Source organism: Bacillus cereus group sp. MG4 (assembly GCF_040460055.1).
GTDB classification, from domain to species: Bacteria; Bacillota; Bacilli; order Bacillales; family Bacillaceae_G; genus Bacillus_A; species Bacillus_A wiedmannii.
This window is the reverse complement of record NZ_JARVGZ010000001.1, coordinates 2,943,397-2,962,439: the sequence shown is the minus strand read 5'-3', so window position 1 is coordinate 2,962,439 and position 19,043 is coordinate 2,943,397. Positions and strand designations below refer to the sequence as shown.

The window sequence follows — 19,043 nt, the reverse complement described above, 5'->3', positions numbered from 1 at the left end:
TATTATATATGACTAATATGTTATGCCCTTTCATGTATTAACCTTTTTTATATGCGTTTGAAACGGCCGACAATTTCAACTGTTTCAGTAATGTTCATAAATGCTTTGTTATCCACTTGACGGATAATACGTTTCATTTCGCCTAACTCATAGCGAGTCACGACAGTGTAAATCATTTTTTTCTTATGGTTTGTATAGCCGCCGACAGCATCTACCATTGTCACCCCGCGTATGCCGTGATGCAATAGTGCGCTTTTTATTTCCTCGCCTTTTTCTGTAACTGTCATTATCGTTAATTTAATATGTTTCGTATGCACAGCATCGATAACTTTGCTGACTACAAACCGGCTAATTAACGTATAAAGCGTAATATCCCATCCGAAAATAAATCCTGCTGCAACAAGTAAGATTAAGTTGAATCCAAAGATGATTGCTCCAATCGAAATATCTCGATGTTTTGCTACAATCAATCCAACAACATCAAAGCCGCCTGTTGAAGAAGCAAATCGGAATATGATTCCGGAAGCTGCTCCGCAGATTACACCACCGAATACAGAAGACAGTAAAATATCGTCTGAAACTTGGTGTACAGGGATAATGTTCATCGCTAACGATGATATAGCTACAAAGTACGCTGTTAAAAAGGTTGTCTTCTTGCCTAAGTAAAAGTGACTTAAAATAAGAAGAGGAATGTTTAGTAAAAAGATAAGTGCACCGATATTGTAGTGCATTAAATAACCGATAATCATCCCTACACCAGCGAATCCACCGCTAATCATGTTATGCGGGATAAAGAACATATTCATAGAAATTGCATACAAAATAGAGGCTACGAAAATAACAACCAACTGTATGATAAATTCTAAGTGGAATGTTTTAGCTGCTGGGAAGGATAAAAAGGCGGTGTCGGGAACGTAATCGGCGTCTCCTAGTTGACCCATAGTATGTTTCATCTCCATATTCATTTTTGATTACAAGAAGAGAATAAAGGTTTTTTCAAAAACTGGCAATAGTTTTATTATAATGCGAAAATTTTATAAATTTCTAACAAATTAAACCTATACAAGGATACGTGTGAATATACTAAAGAAAGCGAATACATTGGTTTTCTAACATAGTTTTCTTGAGAAAATATGCAAAATACTTTTTTGACGATAAAAGGAAATAGAGAATGTTTGTTGAATGTGCTAAAATGACCTTATTAAGGATGTGAAGCGATGGAATTTTTATTGCAGGATGCAATTCTATATATATCGTTTGTAACGACAGCGCTTTGTTTATTAGAAGTTTTCTTCCTTGCTAATGTTTCTCGCTTTGTGCGTCAGCAAGCATCAAGTGGTAGACAAAGAGCCTTTAAACTAGTTAATACGTGTGAAGAGGGTACTGGTAATGTAACGCTTTTCTCTATTTTTTATAAATATGGAATGATTCGTTCTGTGCGCAGACAAGAATCCAGTGAAGAGAATGACGAGGTCGGTCCGTATACACCAATGTTTCGCTAAATAATTACGAAACATTGGAGGAATGAACATGTTAAAATCATACCGAGCTGTGCTCGTTAGTTTATCATTATTACTTGTTTTTGTTTTATCTGGTTGCAGTAATGCAGCCCCAATTGATGCACATAGTATGGGAATTTGGGATCATTATTTCGTATATCCAATCTCGTTTATGATTCAATTTGTTGCTCATCACATACCAGGAGCTAGCTTCGGGATTGCTATCATTATTATGACGCTCGTTATTCGCTCAGCAATGATTCCATTAGCTGTTTCGCAATATCGTAGTCAAGCGAAAATGAAGAAAATGCAACCTGAACTGCAGAAGCTGAAACAAAAATACGGTGATGTGGGTAAAGATCTTGAAAAACAAAAGCAGTATCAAAAAGAAATGTCAGAACTAATGAAATCAGGCGGTTGGAGTCCACTAGCTGGTTGCTGGCCAATCTTTATACAAATGCCGATTTTCTCTGCTTTATATTATGCGATTAGCCGAACAGAAGAGATTCGCACATCTTCATTTTTATGGGTGAACTTAGGACATGCAGATCCGTATCATATATTACCGATTCTCGCAGCGTTAACGACATTTATTCAGATGAAAGTTTTCCAATCTAATATTACATCTGGAGAACAAGTACAGATGCTGAAAGTGCAGCAAATTATGATGCCGGCAATGATTCTATTTATGGGATTTGCGGCGCCATCAGGACTTGTGTTGTACTGGATAACAGGTAATTTATTTACAATGACACAAACAATTGTATTAAGAAGAATAATGGAACGTGAAGAATTACAATTACAAAAAGCTTAGAAAAACGCCGCTCGGGATGAGCGGCGTTTTTTTGTTAAGTCGTTAAGGAAATGTTAAGAAACCAACATTACTATAGGAATTGTATACGAAAGTGTACATGCTTTAGAAATATGAAGGAGGAAATTTCCTATGAAGAAGAAAACAGTTGGGTATTTAGCGATTGCAGGTGCTTTATCATTCGGAATCATTGGAGGAGTCGGTATTCCGGCATTCGCGGCAACGAATACTCAAGCAGCTGAGCAGTCTACAAAAACGGCGAAGAAAGATTTAGATGACGCTACAAAACAAAAAGTAAAAACGATTATGGACGATACAAAGAAACAGTTGGGGGAGCTAGGTGTAAAGCTTCCAGAGAAAGAAAAACGTAAAGATATGTTCGCTAACTTAGACGAAGCAACAAAAGAAAAAGCGAAATCAATCTTAGAACAAGAGAAATCCGGTAAATTAACACGTGAACAAGCGCAAGGAGAATTAACAAAACTAGGCGTGAAGTTCCCGGAAAAGGGTAAACATGGAGATATGTTCGCTAACTTAGACGAAGCAACAAAAGAAAAAGCGAAATCAATCTTAGAACAAGAGAAATCCGGTAAATTAACACGTGAACAAGCAAAAGAAGAATTAACAAAGCTAGGTGTGAAGTTCCCGGAAAAGGGTAAACATGGAGATATGTTCGCTAACTTAGACGAAGCAACAAAAGAAAAAGCGAAATCAATCTTAGAACAAGAGAAATCTGGTAAATTAACACGTGAACAAGCAAAAGAAGAATTAACAAAGCTAGGTGTGAAATTCCCAGAGAAAGGTAAGCGTAAAGACATGCTTGCTGACTTAGATGAAGCAACAAAAGAAAAAGCAAAGTCTATTTTTGGACAAGAAAAATCCGGGAAATTAACTCATGAGCAAGCAAAAGAAGAATTAATAAAGTTAGGTGTGAAATTTCCAGAGAAAGAGAAGCATGAAGACATCTTTGCGGGATTAGATGAGACAACGAAAGAAAAAGTGAAATCAATTTTAGAGAATGAAAAGAAACAATTAGAGGCGTTGAATGTGAATCTTCCGCATCATAAGTTTTTTATGAATAAAGATGAGAAATAATTGAGTTAAGTCGTATCTTCCGTGTGGGCAACCGGAAGGTATGTATGTGAGGAGGCTTTCTTTTGGAAAGTCTCCTCTTACTTATTGTCGTTTTTTGTTGGTAAATCGATATATTTGAATAATCACTGATATAATTTTTACCGCTACGCTGTTCCAAAGATACTGGGGAATTAGAGAAATATTATAGCTTCTGTTATAATATAAGAAGAGAAATATTTCGTATGTTATATAAAAAAATATATTGATTTTTTCTAACAATTCAATATAATGAACAATAACTACAAAATTCGACATCAAGAAGTGATGATGAGGACATGATCAATTTTTTACGATTCTCAGAGAGGGGAGCCTTTGGCTGTGAGCTTCCTAATACGGAAAAATGGATTACCACCTCTGAACTGCAGCAGTGAACGGATACCTAGTAATTGCTTGCCGGCAAAAACCGTTATTTAGACTTGAGAAATTGGTGAAGTGTGTTACTTTACGAATTGAAACAAGGGTGGAACCACGAATACAACACTCGTCCCTTTTTTAGGGAGGAGTGTTTTTTTATTTCATTTTTGCATCACACTAGAATTGGAAGGAGGATACGCAGCATGCATCATGATGAGAAGAACAAAATTGGTTTAACAGTAGCACTTTCTATCGTAGTAGGAACGATTATTGGATCTGGTGTGTTTATGAAACCAGGGAGCGTATTAGATTACTCAGGGAGTTCTAATATGGCTATTCTTGCTTGGGTAATTGGTGGACTATTGACGCTAGCAAGTGGTTTAACAGTAGCTGAAATTGGAGCGCAAATCCCGAAAAATGGTGGGTTGTATACGTATTTAGAGGAGATTTACGGAAGTTTTTGGGGATATTTATCAGGCTGGATGCAAACAATTGTTTATGGACCAGCTATTATTGGAACATTAGGCTTGTATTTTAGTTCGTTAATGATTAATTTTTTCTATTTAGATAAAGTATGGAATTTACCAATTGCTATTGGAACAGTTGTGTTCCTTGGCGTTGTAAATAGTATGGGAACAAAATATGGAGGTATCGTCCAAACGGTTACGACAATTGGGAAGATGATTCCGATCGTATTAATTGTTGTGTTAGGTTTTTGGAAAGGGAATAGCGATATCTTTAATGTAGTAGTGCCGATATCAGAAAATCAAAGTATTGGTATGGCAATTTTAGCAACGTTATTTGCTTATGACGGCTGGATTCTACTCGCTTCAATTGGCGGAGAAATGAAGAATCCAACAAAGTTATTACCGAAAGCAATGACAGTTGGGATTTTAATTGTAACGGCTGCTTACGTACTAATTAACTTGGCATTATTAAATGTGTTACCAGCAGCGAAAATCGTAGACCTCGGAGAGAATGCAACAGCGACAGCTGCGGGCATGTTACTTGGAGAATATGGCGGGAAAATTATTAGTATTGGTATTATCGTTTCTATTTTCGGTTGTTTAAATGGAAAGATTTTAACGTTCCCACGTATTCCGATGTCGATGGCAGAGCGTGGACACCTTCCGTTTTCTAAGTTTATCGCAAAGGAAAGTCCAAGATTTAAAACACCAGCAAATGCGATTACTGTTGAAATCATTTTAGGAATTATTTTAATGATTATTAGTGATCCGAATAAGCTATCTGAGATTTCCGTATTCATTATTTATATTTTCTATGTAATGACGTTTATTGGTGTCTTCATTTTAAGAAAACGTAATAAGAATAAAGAGCGTGCATACAGTGTACCGTTATTCCCAATCGTACCAATCATCGCGATTTTAGGATCATTGTTTGTACTTGGAAGTGCGATTATTAATGATCCGGTAAGTTGTTTCTTATCAATTGGAATTGTATTTACTGGACTGCCGGTATATTGGTATTTAAATAAGAAGAACAAAACTAGTGTTTAATAATTAGAAGGCAGGCGTATGATACGCCTGTTTTTTTATTGTAAGAAAATTGTACTTGTGTTCAATTTCTATTTTGGTTACTATAGTGGTAGTAACCAAAATAGAAAGCGTGGGGAAAGACTTGAATTTTCGTGTGTATATTTTAGCTATCGCGGCTTTCGTAGTCGGAACGGTTGAGCTAATTATAGGAGGAACGCTCGATCTAGTTGCCAATGATTTAGGAGTATCTATTAGTGCAGCTGGTCAGCTTATAACAATATTTTCAGTAGTATTTGCTTTATCAGGTCCGGTTTTATTAGCGGTAACTCGAAAATTTGAAAGAAAAAGATTATACATTGGGGCATTATCAATTTTCTTAATCGGAAATATTATTTCAGCATTTAGTGTGAATTACGGGATGTTAATGTTTTCAAGGGTTGTTTGTGCAGCGAGTGGTTCACTTATTATTGCACTGTCAGTAACACTTGCTTCTAGTGTTGTAGAACCGCATTTTCGTGCGCGTGCAATTGGAATCATTTTCATGGGGATTAGTGGATCACTTGTACTTGGGGTACCACTTGGTCTTGTACTTGGAAATGCATATGGATGGCGTGCACCATTTGTATTAATTTCGTTATTAACAGTTATAGCAATTGCTTGTATTTCATTATTCTTAACGAAAGTACCACCGACATCAGTGTTATCAATAAGAGAACAAATTGCTACGTTAAAAGATAAGAAAATTGTAAGTGCACAGTTAACATCATTTTTATTTTTAACGGGTCATTTAACACTATATGCATATTTAACACCTTTCTTAAAAGATGTGATGCATGTTGAAGCGGATTGGATTAGTGTGTTTTACTTCATTTTCGGAATTGCAGCGGTACTTGGAGGCGGCCTTGGGGGCTTGCTTGCTGATAAATGGGGATCGAAGAAAAGTATTATTTCAATTATTATCGTATTTGCGTGTGCGATCTTCATATTGCCAATGATGACATTCTCATTCCCGCTGTTCATTATTATGATGGGACTTTGGAGTATGCTGAGCTGGGCTATTTCACCAGCGCAACAAAATTATTTAATTGAAATTGCACCAGAATCGGCTGGTATTCAGCAAAGTTTAAATAACTCTGCGCTTCACTTAGGAATTGCGCTCGGTTCAACAGTAGGCGGAGTTGTTATTGAAAAATCATCTGTTATATATAATGCTTGGGTAGGTGGCGGCTTTATTATATTAGCGCTGCTTTGTGCAATTTTCTCAATTACGAGAGGACGTTCTACTCAGTCCGTGAAAGAAGAATCTATCGTTTGATAGGTTCTTTTTTTAAAATTGTAAAATTTTGCAGGTTTTAGTGGATATGTGGAGAAAGTTGTATGTAGCGAGGTGATGGGAAAATGATGTTCAATTTCTCTATATTCGGTATGATACTTGCACTATTACCGATAGTTGTAGTTGTTTTTGTATTAAGATGGATTCGTTTCATCTATCAAAATTCAGAGAAACAAGTGGAGCAAAATGAGAAAATAATTAATTTGTTAATGGAGATAAAAGAAAAAGATAAGTAATATATATTCGTTTAAAATTTGTTTCTCGTAAGTTATGAAGGCACTTATAAAGTGCTTTTTTATTTTTTTGAAATTTAAAATATGTAATATTCATTTGTCAATAGCAGCATGAGAGCAAATAATTTTAAAGTTGCTTATTACTTTTAAACTTTCTCAACAATTCGACAAGATACTACAAAAAAACCACCTATTCTCTTTTTTTTACTATAAGTACAATGAAACAGTAAGATTGCTTCATACAGAAATTTACATATGGTGGTGGAGAGAATGAAACGAAAGATGGTAGGAAAATGGTTTAGTTTTTTAAGCGCTCTTATTATTTTATTAGGAATTGCAATGCCACAAGTAAAGGCAGAAGTAATGAACAGAGAAACATATAAAATGGATTGGAGCTATAGTAATTCGAAACATCGTGAAATAAAGACCGAAATAATTAAAACGGCTTCGGGTAGTATTGCGTATTGTTTAACGCCTGATTTACGTTCACCCAATGGGGATGATTTGCCTGAAATGGGGAAAACATCTGATTCTGTATACCGTGTTTTATTGAACGGATATCCTCAAAAAAGCCCATCTGAATTAGGTGTAGCGACAACGGAAGAAGCGCATTATGCTACACAATTAGCGGTATGGATTGCAGCAAATGAATTAACGGAAGAAGATTTAGTTGCGAAAAATGAACGAGTACATAATCTTATGAAGCGTTTAGTAGAGGCTTCAAAAAAAGAAAGTGGATCACAAGATGTATTCTTTAAAGTTAATCCTGTAGATCCACAAACTGCTACACAAAAAGATGAATATTTAGAAACAGGGTTTTATGCAGTGCAAACAAATGCGGTTTCTGGCTCTTATACAATACTTCCTGAAGGTGCTCCTAAAGGGCTTCGAATTGTAAATGAAAATGGGGAAGAGAAAAGTATATTATCAATTAACGAAAAATTTAAAATTTTAATCCCGAAAAATACGAGTAGTGGTAATTTTAAAATGAAAGTAAAGTCTAATTTAACAAATTTACAAGCAATAGCTTTTAAAGGCTCGGAAAAAGTTCAAAATGCAACGGTATTGTTACAAAGAAATAGTGAGAAAATCAGTACAGATTTAGTTGTAAATTGGGAATCAGTAGGCTCTTTAAAGATTATGAAATTAGGAGAAAAAAAGGAATTATTAAAAGGAGCGGTGTTTGAAGTTTCTAATGAAAACTTTAAACAAAATGTCACGACTAATGATAAGGGGATTGCGGAGCTAGGGAATCTTCCAATCGGTATATATAGCGTCAAAGAAATTCAAGCGCCAGCTGGATATGTGTTAGACGGAAGTATTAAAAAAATTGAAGTAAAAACTGGTGAAACTGCTGTATTAGAGTTGAAAAATGAAAATATAAAAGGTGAACTAGAAATAACGAAAGTAAATATAGCGGATGGGAATACAAAATTACCAAATGCAGAGTTTACAATCTACAACGAACAAGGGAAAGAAGTAGTAAAAGGGAAAACGGATGAAAAAGGTATAGCGAAATTCAAACTACCGTACGGAAAGTACACGTATAAAGAAACAATAGCACCGAATGGATATGTAATAAATGAAGAGACATTTGCATTTGAAATAAAAGAGAATGGACAAATTATTAAACATATCGTTCAAGATAAGAAAGTAGAAGGTGAACTAGAAATAACAAAAGTAGATATAGCGGATGGGAATACGAAACTGCCAAATGCAGAGTTTACAATTTATAATGAACAGGGAAAAGAAGTAGTAAAAGGAAAAACAAATGAGCAAGGTATAGCGAAATTCAAACTACCGTACGGAAAGTACACGTATAAAGAAACAATAGCGCCGAATGGATATGTAATAAATGAAGAGACGTTCTCATTTGAAATAAAAGAGGATGGCGAAATTATTAAACATATCGTTCAAGATAAGAAAGTAGAAGGTGAGTTAGAAATAACGAAAGTAGATGTAGCGGATGGGAATACGAAGTTACCAAATGCAGCATTTACAATCTACAACGAACAAGGGAAAGAAGTAGTAAAAGGGAAAACGGATGAAAAAGGTGTAGCGAAATTTAAACTACCATACGGAAAGTACACATATAAAGAAACAATAGCACCGAATGGATATGTAATAAATGAAGAGACATTTGCATTTGAAATAAAAGAGAATGGAGAAATTATTAAACATATCGTTCAAGATAAGAAAGTAGAAGGTGAACTAGAAATAACAAAAGTAGATGTAGCGGATGGGAATACGAAACTGTCAAATGCAGAGTTTACAATTTATAATGAACAGGGAAAAGAAGTAGTAAAAGGAAAAACAAATGAGCAAGGTATAGCGAAATTTAAACTACCATACGGAAAGTACACGTATAAAGAAACAATAGCACCGAATGGATATGTAATAAATGAAGAGACATTTGCATTTGAAATAAAAGAGAATGGAGAGATTATTAAACATATTGTGAAAAATAAGAAAGAAGAAAAGGCATCACTTCCTTCTAAGCCAAATAAGCCAACACCGAGTGGAGAAGTGAAACCTTCCGCTGATGTGAAGCCGATGCAACAACATAATGCTCATAATGAAGTGCGTTTACCAGCTACTGGCGGCGTCGGCAATGAATTTACGGCTTTATTCGTTTTAGGAATTGGTTTTATTATTGCTGGTGCTTATGTGTTAAGGATGAAAAATAGAAAAGAAATGTAGAAAAAAACGCCTTGTAATAGAGGCGTTTTTTTAGTATCTTAACTTCCTCAACAAACTCTTAATTTCCTCATCTTGCATGAAGAGATCCAGATGCTTTTCTGTAATTTTTGCAAGTGCAACGTCGTGATAGAAAAATTCTGTAAAGAACTTTACGAAAGGTTGTGACATTGTTTTCATCGCTTGCCATGACTCTTGCTCTACACCAGCAAATAAAATTTCGCGGTCGTCAACGATGAGCAGTAAGTAGCGCTCTAGCGCGTTAGGTTCTTCAGTTGGGATTAGAAAATGCATGTTTTCTAAGTCTGTTTCTACTTTTCCAACTATAAGGGATTCGAGTTTGACACCTTGTTTTGCTTTTTCTTCTAGTGAAGGAAGGTATTCTGAAAGAGTGTCATTCCAAGCTGAAATGCGAATTGATTCTTTTGCACTTTCGATGAGTTCTTTACTTTGAACTCGAATAGAAGATTGCATTTTTAAGCTCCACACACGGTCATCTGTAAATGATTTTTTCGATATATTTGTTTCTAACTCTTTAATATTTGATTGGAATTCTGTCGTTAATTTTTCAATTGCGAGCTTGAGTGGTAAAGCTGTATACAGCTTTTTCTTTTCTGAAACAGAATCCATTACCATCCCTTTATCGATCAGGCGTGCTAGCACTTCATATATTTTTGCTTTTGGAACACCAGAGTGCTTCACAATCGTTGTAGCATCTAATGGTTCGTTGCTTGATACGACAACTTCGTAAGCTTGGCTTTCATATTGTGAGAAACCGAATTTTTGTAACATAGTTCCCTCCGAACGAATGAGATTATATAGTTTAAGGATAATGAACTATTTGTTTTTGCACAAGTGGTAGTAGGTTGTCTACTGAAATTGAGATGAGAATTAATTTCAATTTTTTAATTTTATCCATTATACTTAATATAGTGATTAATACGATTACAATACAACGAGAAGGGGATGCTTGGGGGAAGATGTTAAGAAGTTTACGTTTAAAAATTGCGGTAGTATTTTCGGTACTTATTTCTATGATGTTCGTAATATTAGGTACAGCTATGTATCAATTACAGAAAGAGAAGGAAGTGCGCTCCTTAGACCAGTATTCTCAAAATACGATGGATCTTGTGACAGAGCAACTTACGACATTTGTTCAAAGAACGGATGAAGATATGGGGTATTATGCGAACAGTGAGATGATTCGTAATATGCTTCAAGACGGAGTTACTCCAGAAGAGGAGGCATTTTTGACGAAAGAGTTTTCGGAGTACAAAAAGAATCATCCAGGCATTTTAGACTTATATATTGGTACGAAAGATAAAAAAACATTAAGTGCCAATCTTGCTGAAGGTGGACAAGTGCCAGAAGGATATGATCCAACGACAAGATCATGGTATAAAGACTCAGAAGCTGATGTGAAAAAGGTTCACTGGGGACAACCTATGTATGAAATTGCAACAGGTAAGTTAAGCGTGGGAGTTTCTAAAGCAATTACAGCTCAAGATGGATCTGTATTAGGTGTTGTTGCGATGGATGTATCACTTGGAACAATTCAGAAGTTACTTCATAATATTCAATACAATAATGGCGGAGAAATGTTTATTATAAATGATAAAAATATGGCTCTTGTTTACCCAGAGAAAATAGGGAAAGATGTTTCGAAAGAGCCACTTGTGAAGAGTTTAAATAAAGAGGTAACAAAATATGCTGTCACTACATTAAAAAGTGAAGATGTAGTTGTTTATAGCCAGTCATTTGATTTGATGAAATGGAAAATAGGAATTTTTTATCCGAAAGAAACGATTGATGGGCTATTAAATAGTACGAGAAATACAGTCCTTATAATGGCATGTATTAGCTTATTAGTTGGAATCGCAGCTTCATACTTGTTCTCAAGAAGATTAGCAAGACCATTGCAACTATTAACGAATCACGTTCAAAAAGTGGCAGAAGGTGACTTAACGTTGCAAATGAAAGTGACAAGTAAGGACGAAGTTGGAGAGCTGACGAATCATTTTAATCATATGGTTGAGCAAATGAATGAAATGGTAAGTAAAATTAAAAATAGTGTATCAACGGTGCAACAATCAACGAATAATCTACATTATTTAACGAATGAAACTGTAGCAGCTAGTAGAGAAGTGTCAGGTGCAATGGATGATGTGAGCGGAGGAGCGTCCACTCTTGCTAATAGTGTAGATGAAGTTTCAGAGCAGCTCGAGAATATGGCGCAGTCAGTGGAACAAATGAATCACTCTGTTGGTGAAATAAAGGGAGTGGCTGGCAAAGCTGAAGAGGCGTCTAAGCAAGGATTAAATACGATGCGTAATTTAGTTCGTACAAGGGGCCAATCATCTTCGATTGTTGTTCATACAGAGGAAGCATCCGGAAAGTTAGAGCAAAGAGTTGGATCGATTCAAAATGTTGTAGAGCTTATAAAAGGTATTTCGGATCAAACGAATTTACTTGCTTTAAATGCTTCGATTGAGGCGGCGCGTGCAGGGGAACAAGGTAAAGGCTTTGCTGTTGTTGCCGAAGAAGTTCGAAAGTTAGCGGAACAATCGAAAGAGGCGACAGGAGAAATCGCAACGATGATTGGCGATGTACAAGTAGAGGTAAAACGAGTTGTAGAGGTTGTAAGTAAATTAAAAGATATTGCAGATATACAAAATAAAGTTACGACAGAGGCAGAAGCGGAATTCCGCACAATTATGTCAGTTGTAAATACAATTAGTACTTCAGTCGAACAAATTGTAGAAGAGGTACATAACATCGGTTACGAGCAAGGAGAAATTACAACGGTAATGCATACAATTGCTAGTACAAGTCAAGAAAGCGCAGCTGTTTCGGAAGAAGTAAATGCTGCAACTGAATCTCAAGTGAGTCATCTAGAAAAGGTAGCTCATACTATGGAAAGTTTGACGGAGCATATGAGAGACTTAGAGAGATTGGTTGAGCAGTTTAAAATAGAGGAATAACAAATTAGGGTGTGTCTAAAAACTATTTCTATGATAGGATTACCTCAAATCATTTAGAGAGGGGTATTTTCTATGACGCCACGCCGCTACGAACTTACAAATGAACAATGGGAACAAATCAAAGACTTTTTCCCACCGTATTTTACTGGTCGTCCGCCTAAAAGGAGTAATCGTGAAATGTTCAATGCTATTTTATGGATAGCTAGGAGCGGCGCTCCCTGGCGTGATTTGCCGGACCATTACGGATTATGGAAAACCGTGTATGCTCGCTTCTGCAAATGGCGTGATGAAGGTGTCTTACTGACTATTTTTCAAGAATTAAATGCTGAACCGGATCTTGAAAACCTCAGCATAGATTCAACCAGTATCAAAGCGCATCAACATAGTGCTGGTGCAAAAAAAAGGCTGTAAATCATGAGTGTCATCAGCATATTGGCATGAGTCGCGGTGGAAAAACTACCAAAATCCATGCAATTGTTGATGGTTTAGGCAACCCCATTTTATTTCATTTGACTGGCGGAAATATTTTTGATAGCACTCCTGTTTGCGAGCTTTTGGATGAAATACCGATTAAGGGCAGCAATATTCTTGGTGACAAGGCCTATGGTTCTCATACGATTCGTAACTATATTACCGATCATGAAGCAACCTATACCATTCCACCCAGGTCAAATGCGAAAGCTCCTTGGAATGTGGATTGGTATTTATATAAAGAACGCCATTTAGTGGAGTGTTTTTTCAATAAAATCAAGCATTTCCGTAGAATCGCAACACGTTATGATAAGCTGGCATCTTCTTTTTTAGCCTTTGTGTATATCGCTGCCATTTTTCGATTAACACAATGAACAACAGTTTTTAGACACACCCTAGTAAAATGATGAGTATTTCGGTAAAATAGACAATGGATATATAAGAAGCAATTATAGGAGGAAGACTACTATGGCAATTGTTGACGTATCGATTATTCCAGTAGGAACTGGTAATCCAAGTGTTAGTGAATATGTAGCAGAAGTACAAAAGGTGCTAGAGAAAAATGCGGATCGCGTGAAGTATCAATTAACACCGATGAATACAATTATTGAAGGAGATCTTCCTGTCATTCTAGAAGTAATTCAACAAATGCATGAAGTTCCATATACGAAAGGTGCACAGCGCGTTGCAACAACAATTCGTATCGATGATCGTCGTGATAAAGTAAGCACGATGGAAAAGAAATTAAACTCTGTTCGATCAAAATTATAAGGAAAAGCAGCGATTTTCGCTGCTTTTTTCATATAGGAGGTAAATAAAATGAGTGAAAAGTTTAACGAACAATTTGACGGGTTACTAGAAAAATACACGGAACTATTACTTGGAGAGAGCAATGAAGAGAGAAAAGAACAGGTACAGAAGTGGGCGCTTTATTCTTATATTGCAAAGACGATGCCAGCTTTAGTGAAGCACTGGAATGAGACGTATCCCGATGCAAAAGAAGAGATGGTACAGTTAATTACAGATATTAAAAAGCTGAATGAAGAGAAGCGAAATGAGCAGTGAGAAGGCTTGAGGTAATGCTACATAAAGTTTTCTGTATTAATATCCTCATATAATTTACATGGAATATAAAGGGTTTTATAAGCATGTCGAATATTTTCGACATGCTTATTTTGTGCCTAGTAAACTCGTTTTTTCTAAATGTCGAAAAATATTTCCTGCATATTTATAAGCGAGAATATAGGGTTTTAAATGTTTTTATAGTATTTTATAAATTATCTAAATAATTATTTGTATCCAATAATTTTAAACAGTGATATAATTTTGAAGAGGGGTAAAAAACAGATAAATCACAGTCATAGGGGTGAATTACATGGAACAATTAATGCGAAATTCGTTTCTTTTCTTGTCAAAAAATAAAGCGCTAACAAAACTGGCTAAAAAGTACGGTTTACGCTTTGGTGCAGGTCGCTTTGTCGCAGGGGAGACAATTGAATTAGCGACAGCAGCTATTAAACAATTGAACAAGCAAGGACTTTGTGTAACAATCGATTATTTAGGGGAATTCGTTGATAATGAAGCGGAAGCAAATGAAATGGCTAACCAATCGATTGAAGCAATCCGTGCAATTGGAAGAGAAGGTCTTGATTCGCAGCTTTCTTTAAAGATGACTTCTATGGGATTAGATATCTCTGATGAAATCGTAATGAACAATATGCGCCGTATTTTAGAAGCTGCAAAAGAAAATGGTGTGTTTGTTACCATTGATATGGAAGATTATACACGCTGCGGAAAGACAATTGATATCTTTAAACAGTTAAAATCTGAGTACGATAATATTGGTACAGTTATTCAAGCTTACTTATATCGTACAGAAAAAGATATGGAAGAATTAAATGCTTATAGTCCTAATTTACGTCTTGTAAAAGGAGCTTATAAAGAACCTGAAGAGGTAGCGTTCCCGGAGAAGAAAGATGTAGATGATAACTATAAAAAAATTATTAAAATGCACTTATTAAATGGAAATTATACTGCGATTGCTTCACATGACGAAGCGATTATTGAATATACGAAAAAACTTGCCGAAGAACACAATATTCCAAGAGACCAATTTGAATTCCAGATGTTATATGGTATTCGTAATGAGCGTCAACTTGAGCTAGTAAAAGAAGGTTACAAAATGCGTGTTTATGTGCCTTATGGAAACGACTGGTATGGCTACTTCATGCGTCGTTTAGCAGAGCGTCCAGCAAACGTTGCGTTCGTGTTAAAAGGCATGGTTAAAAAATAACCAAGGAGAAAATACTCCTTGGTTATTTTAATTGCTGAAATGCGTAATGTGCCATTTTCTTCGTATCAGGATATAGTTGTGTGCGAGTAGAAGATAATACAACATTAATGACGCGTTTACCGTCTTTTTCATCCACTGTTACGACCGTATATTTTCCGAGTGCTGATAGACCGCTTTTACTTCCAATTGCATATGGATCGTCATATAGTTCTTCTCGTCCATAGTTTGCGATGTTTGGAGAGCGTTCTGAAGTATGTAGAGTTGTACGTGTTGAATTCATATATTCTAAAACAACTGGGTACTTTAATGCTTCTTTCGTAATCATAGCAATGTCATATGGCGATACTTTATTTCCAAGTGCATCAGCACCACTTGCGTTTTTGAAAGTCGCATGCTTTGTACCAAGTTCCTTCGCTCTTGCATTCATCATTTTTACAAATTCATTTTTTGATCCTGCGATATGTTCTGCGATGGATTCAGCTATTGGGTCTGCACTAATGATAAGCATAAGCTTTAATGCCTCATCCCGCTTTAACTTTTCCCCGGCACGAAGTTTAATTTTCTTACTTTGACTTTCTGTTTTAATTGCGTTCTCTGTAACTGTAATTTCTTCATTTTCTTTTACATTCTCTAGTAAGAGTAAGGTAGTCATCATTTTCCCTATACTAGCCGGATAAGAGCGTTCGTCTTCCCGTTTCCCATACAAAATTTCACCTGTGTCTGCATCGATTGTAATGCCATATTGCCCAGTAATGTTAGGTTGATCCGCTCTTACAGCTTGTTGCCTTTGTGCATAAGAGAAGAAAATCATCCCTGTAAATAGTGTAGCAATCATTACAATCATAACTATTGTTCGTTTCATCATCGTTCCCTCTTTTGTTTTCCATATGTACAAATAAATTGGGCAGAAAAAGCAGCCATTACCCATTATGCCACGTTTTCTGCCCAAAAATATACCGTTATTTTTCGCCCATATTATGCTTCTTATATTGTTGGTTATTACCTTGACGGCCCTTTTCCACACCGTGATTATGAGGACCTGCATTTCCAGTTACGCTTGCTGCGCTAATTCCAGCCTTTGAAGGGTTCTTCTTAAGTTTTGCCATATATATTCCTCCAGTTTCGTCAGATTATAAAAAGGAAAAGTGCATTTTAATGAAGAAAATACACATGTATAGCATAGCCAAATGAAAGAAATATATTTATTTCAGAAAATTTTATCAATAAATATATTGCGAAAATTCAAACTGTATCATATATTTATTAGTAGAGGCTCACTCATTGATTGCGACTTATGTCGAAAAATTGAATGAGCATTCATTCAAGAATAGGGGGAGAAATGGATGTTCCAAATTAAAAAGGCTGCTGTTCTAGGTTCAGGCGTAATGGGTTCAGGGATTGCGGCACACTTAGCTAATATTGGTATTCCGACATTATTGCTTGATATTGTACCACCTGCGCTAACAAAAGAAGAGGAAGCGAAGGGACTTACATTAGAACATAAAAGTGTGAGAAATCGTTTTAGTAATACGGCTGTGCAAAAACTATTAAAGCAAAAACCGGCTCCTCTGACAGTGAAAGGAAATCTAGCACTGATTGAAGCAGGTAACTTAGAAGATGATCTTGAGCGTCTAGCTGATGTAGATTGGATTATTGAAGTAGTAGTTGAAAACTTAGATATTAAAAAGAAACTATTTGAAAAAGTAGATGCTGTTCGTAAACCGGGTTCTATTGTAAGCTCGAATACGTCAGGCATTTCAGTAGAAAAAATGGCAGAAGGTCGTTCAGACGACTTCCAGAAGCACTTCTTAGGCACACACTTTTTTAACCCACCACGATATTTAAAACTTCTAGAGGTAATACCGACGAAAGAAACAGATCCACAAGTATTAAGCTTCATGAAACTATTTGGCGAAGATGTTCTTGGAAAAGGCGTTGTTATCGCAAAAGACACACCAAACTTTATTGGAAACCGCATCGGTACGTATGGTTTATTAGTAACTCTTCAAGAGATGATAAAACGCGGCTATAGCATTGGGGAAGTTGATTCTGTAACAGGCCCACTTATTGGTCGTCCGAAGAGTGCAACGTTCCGTACATTAGATGTTGTCGGTTTAGATACATTCGTACACGTTGCAAATAACGTATATGAAAACGTACAAGAAGAAGAGCGTGATGTATTTAAAGTACCAGCTTTCATGCATGACATGCTTGATAAAAAATGGCTTGGAAGTAAAACAGGTCAAGGCTTCTTCTTAAAACAAGGAAAAGAAATTTTAGAACTAAATCCTGAAACGATGGAATACGAAGCTCGCAAAAAATTAAAAGCTGCATCTATCGAGCTAAGTAAACAAGAAAAAGGTTTATCGAATAAATTGAAAGCGCTTGTATACGCGAAAGACCGCGCAGGAGAGTTGTTATGGAACATCATTACACCGACTCTTTTATACTCTGCAAAACTTCATAAAGAAATTGCTGACGATATCGTTGCAATTGACCAAGCGATGAAGTGGGGCTTCGGCTGGGAGCAAGGACCGTTTGAAGTTTGGGATGCAATTGGCGTTGAAAAGTCCGTTCAAAAGATGGAAGAAAACGGTGCAGTTGTTCCGACTTGGGTGAAAGAAATGTTAGAGAAAGGTTTCACTACTTTCTACAAACATGATAACGGAGATAGCTACTATTACGATAATGGCGAATATAAGCTAATCGAACGTAATAAAAAGGCAATTTCTCTTAAGCAATTAAAAGCGAAAAATGGCGTATTAAAGAAAAATAGCGGAGCGAGCTTAATTGATTTAGGTGACGGCATCCTTTGCTTAGAATTCCATTCGAAGAGCAATGCAATCGGTATGGATATTACGCAAATGATTAACTACGCTGTTGATGAAGTAGAAAAGAATTATAAAGGTCTTGTTATCGGTAACCAATCGAAGAACTTCTGCGTTGGTGCGAACCTAGCAATGATCTTAATGGAAGCGCAAGATGACAACTACTTTGAAATTGAGTTGGTTGTGAAGAACTTCCAAGATGCAATGACGAAAATTAAATACTCTTCTAAGCCAGTTGTAGCAGCACCATATGGTATGACGCTTGGTGGAGGTACAGAAGTTTGCTTACCAGCAGCGAGCATTCAAGCTTCTAGTGAAACGTATATGGGCTTAGTAGAAGTTGGTGTTGGCTTAATCCCTGGCGGAGGCGGTAATAAAGAGCTATACATTAAACACTTAAATAAAATGCCAAACGGTGTAGAGTTTGATCTGCAAAAAGTTGCGAATAAAGTATTCGAATCTGTAGCGATGGCGAAAGTTTCTACATCAGCACAAGAAGCTGTATCGAACAACTTCTTAGGCGATAAAGACGGTATTAGTGTGAATGGTGATCACTTACTATATGATGCGAAACAAAAAGCACTTTCTTTATATGAAGCTGGCTATAAAGCGCCGATTCGTAAAAAGATACCAGTTGTTGGTGAAACAGGATATGCAACTCTTGTACTTGGTGCAGAAGCAATGCACTTATCAGGTTACATTTCTGAACATGATCTTCACATTGCGAAGAAACTTGCATATGTCATCGCGGGCGGAAAAGTGCCGTACGGAACAGAAGTTGATGAGCAGTATTTATTAGATGTAGAACGTGAAGCATTTATTAGCTTAGTAAGTGAGATGAAATCACAAGCAAGAATGCAGCACATGCTTGTAAAAGGAAAGCCATTACGTAACTAATAACGAGGGGAGATAT

At 36.2% G+C, this 19,043-nt stretch carries 17 protein-coding genes and 1 other annotated feature; of the genes, 13 read left to right on the top strand and 4 right to left on the bottom strand.

Features of this window, described 5'->3' with window-relative positions; genetic code table 11:
* Nucleotides 1-47 precede the first annotated feature (47 nt).
* Nucleotides 48-941, bottom strand: a complete 894-nt coding sequence (locus tag QCI41_RS15755) for a YitT family protein (RefSeq protein ID WP_000530033.1) — start codon at nucleotides 939-941, stop codon at nucleotides 48-50.
* Between the two features lie 276 nt (nucleotides 942-1,217).
* Between QCI41_RS15755 and QCI41_RS15750 the strand changes: the two genes are divergently transcribed.
* From QCI41_RS15750 to QCI41_RS15720, 7 genes are all read left to right on the top strand, one after another.
* Entirely contained in the window at nucleotides 1,218-1,502 is a 285-nt protein-coding gene (locus QCI41_RS15750) for a hypothetical protein (RefSeq protein ID WP_000394932.1), read from the top strand.
* A 28-nt stretch (nucleotides 1,503-1,530) separates the two neighbouring features.
* Complete coding sequence (gene yidC, locus QCI41_RS15745) at nucleotides 1,531-2,313, top strand: membrane protein insertase YidC (protein WP_353837138.1); 783 nt, start codon at nucleotides 1,531-1,533, stop codon at nucleotides 2,311-2,313.
* Nucleotides 2,314-2,442: 129 nt separating this feature from the next.
* A complete protein-coding gene (locus QCI41_RS15740; protein ID WP_353837139.1) occupies nucleotides 2,443-3,405 on the top strand; it encodes a hypothetical protein in 963 nt (320 codons plus the stop codon).
* Between the two features lie 294 nt (nucleotides 3,406-3,699).
* Nucleotides 3,700-3,936: a binding site (T-box leader), on the top strand.
* Between the two features lie 65 nt (nucleotides 3,937-4,001).
* Nucleotides 4,002-5,315 carry an APC family permease gene (locus tag QCI41_RS15735; RefSeq protein WP_000546329.1) on the top strand — a complete coding sequence of 438 codons (1,314 nt, stop codon included), beginning with the start codon at nucleotides 4,002-4,004 and terminating at the stop codon, nucleotides 5,313-5,315.
* A gap of 109 nt (nucleotides 5,316-5,424) precedes the next feature.
* Complete coding sequence (locus tag QCI41_RS15730) at nucleotides 5,425-6,609, top strand: MFS transporter (protein ID WP_353838829.1); 1,185 nt, start codon at nucleotides 5,425-5,427, stop codon at nucleotides 6,607-6,609.
* An 83-nt stretch (nucleotides 6,610-6,692) separates the two neighbouring features.
* Nucleotides 6,693-6,863, top strand: coding sequence for a hypothetical protein (locus QCI41_RS15725; protein ID WP_000971477.1), 171 nt, complete (start codon nucleotides 6,693-6,695; stop codon nucleotides 6,861-6,863).
* Nucleotides 6,864-7,130: 267 nt separating this feature from the next.
* On the top strand, nucleotides 7,131-9,560 hold the full coding sequence (locus QCI41_RS15720) for a SpaA isopeptide-forming pilin-related protein (RefSeq protein ID WP_353837140.1): 2,430 nt from the start codon (nucleotides 7,131-7,133) through the stop codon (nucleotides 9,558-9,560).
* A 30-nt stretch (nucleotides 9,561-9,590) separates the two neighbouring features.
* Here QCI41_RS15720 and QCI41_RS15715 read toward each other — a convergent pair whose 3' ends face one another.
* Entirely contained in the window at nucleotides 9,591-10,349 is a 759-nt protein-coding gene (locus QCI41_RS15715; protein ID WP_087986003.1) for a TrmB family transcriptional regulator, read from the bottom strand.
* A gap of 188 nt (nucleotides 10,350-10,537) precedes the next feature.
* On the opposite strand from QCI41_RS15715, the gene QCI41_RS15710 reads away from it, so the two are divergent.
* From QCI41_RS15710 to QCI41_RS15690, 5 genes are all read left to right on the top strand, one after another.
* Nucleotides 10,538-12,538, top strand: coding sequence for a methyl-accepting chemotaxis protein (locus QCI41_RS15710; RefSeq protein ID WP_353838830.1), 2,001 nt, complete (start codon nucleotides 10,538-10,540; stop codon nucleotides 12,536-12,538).
* 72 nt (nucleotides 12,539-12,610) lie between these two features.
* Nucleotides 12,611-13,383, top strand: a protein-coding gene (locus QCI41_RS15705; protein ID WP_483299041.1) for an IS5 family transposase whose coding sequence is annotated in 2 segments (ribosomal slippage) — nucleotides 12,611-12,941 and nucleotides 12,941-13,383 — 774 coding nt in all. Because the reading frame shifts where the segments join, the coding sequence is not laid out codon by codon here.
* A 94-nt stretch (nucleotides 13,384-13,477) separates the two neighbouring features.
* Nucleotides 13,478-13,780, top strand: coding sequence for an MTH1187 family thiamine-binding protein (locus QCI41_RS15700; RefSeq protein ID WP_001018860.1), 303 nt, complete (start codon nucleotides 13,478-13,480; stop codon nucleotides 13,778-13,780).
* Nucleotides 13,781-13,828: 48 nt separating this feature from the next.
* Complete coding sequence (locus tag QCI41_RS15695) at nucleotides 13,829-14,074, top strand: YusU family protein (RefSeq protein ID WP_001290592.1); 246 nt, start codon at nucleotides 13,829-13,831, stop codon at nucleotides 14,072-14,074.
* Between the two features lie 310 nt (nucleotides 14,075-14,384).
* Nucleotides 14,385-15,302 (top strand): proline dehydrogenase family protein, encoded by a 918-nt coding sequence (locus QCI41_RS15690; RefSeq protein ID WP_046955846.1) that lies wholly within the window; start codon nucleotides 14,385-14,387, stop codon nucleotides 15,300-15,302.
* A gap of 22 nt (nucleotides 15,303-15,324) precedes the next feature.
* Here the strand turns inward: QCI41_RS15690 and QCI41_RS15685 are convergent, their stop codons facing one another.
* Together QCI41_RS15685 and QCI41_RS15680 are read right to left on the bottom strand one after the other, a co-directional pair.
* Complete coding sequence (locus QCI41_RS15685; RefSeq protein WP_000831460.1) at nucleotides 15,325-16,164, bottom strand: D-alanyl-D-alanine carboxypeptidase family protein; 840 nt, start codon at nucleotides 16,162-16,164, stop codon at nucleotides 15,325-15,327.
* 97 nt (nucleotides 16,165-16,261) lie between these two features.
* Entirely contained in the window at nucleotides 16,262-16,408 is a 147-nt protein-coding gene (locus QCI41_RS15680) for a YuzL family protein (protein WP_001096344.1), read from the bottom strand.
* Between the two features lie 237 nt (nucleotides 16,409-16,645).
* On the opposite strand from QCI41_RS15680, the gene QCI41_RS15675 reads away from it, so the two are divergent.
* Complete coding sequence (locus tag QCI41_RS15675; protein ID WP_046960008.1) at nucleotides 16,646-19,027, top strand: 3-hydroxyacyl-CoA dehydrogenase/enoyl-CoA hydratase family protein; 2,382 nt, start codon at nucleotides 16,646-16,648, stop codon at nucleotides 19,025-19,027.
* The last annotated feature ends 16 nt before the right edge of the window (nucleotides 19,028-19,043 follow it).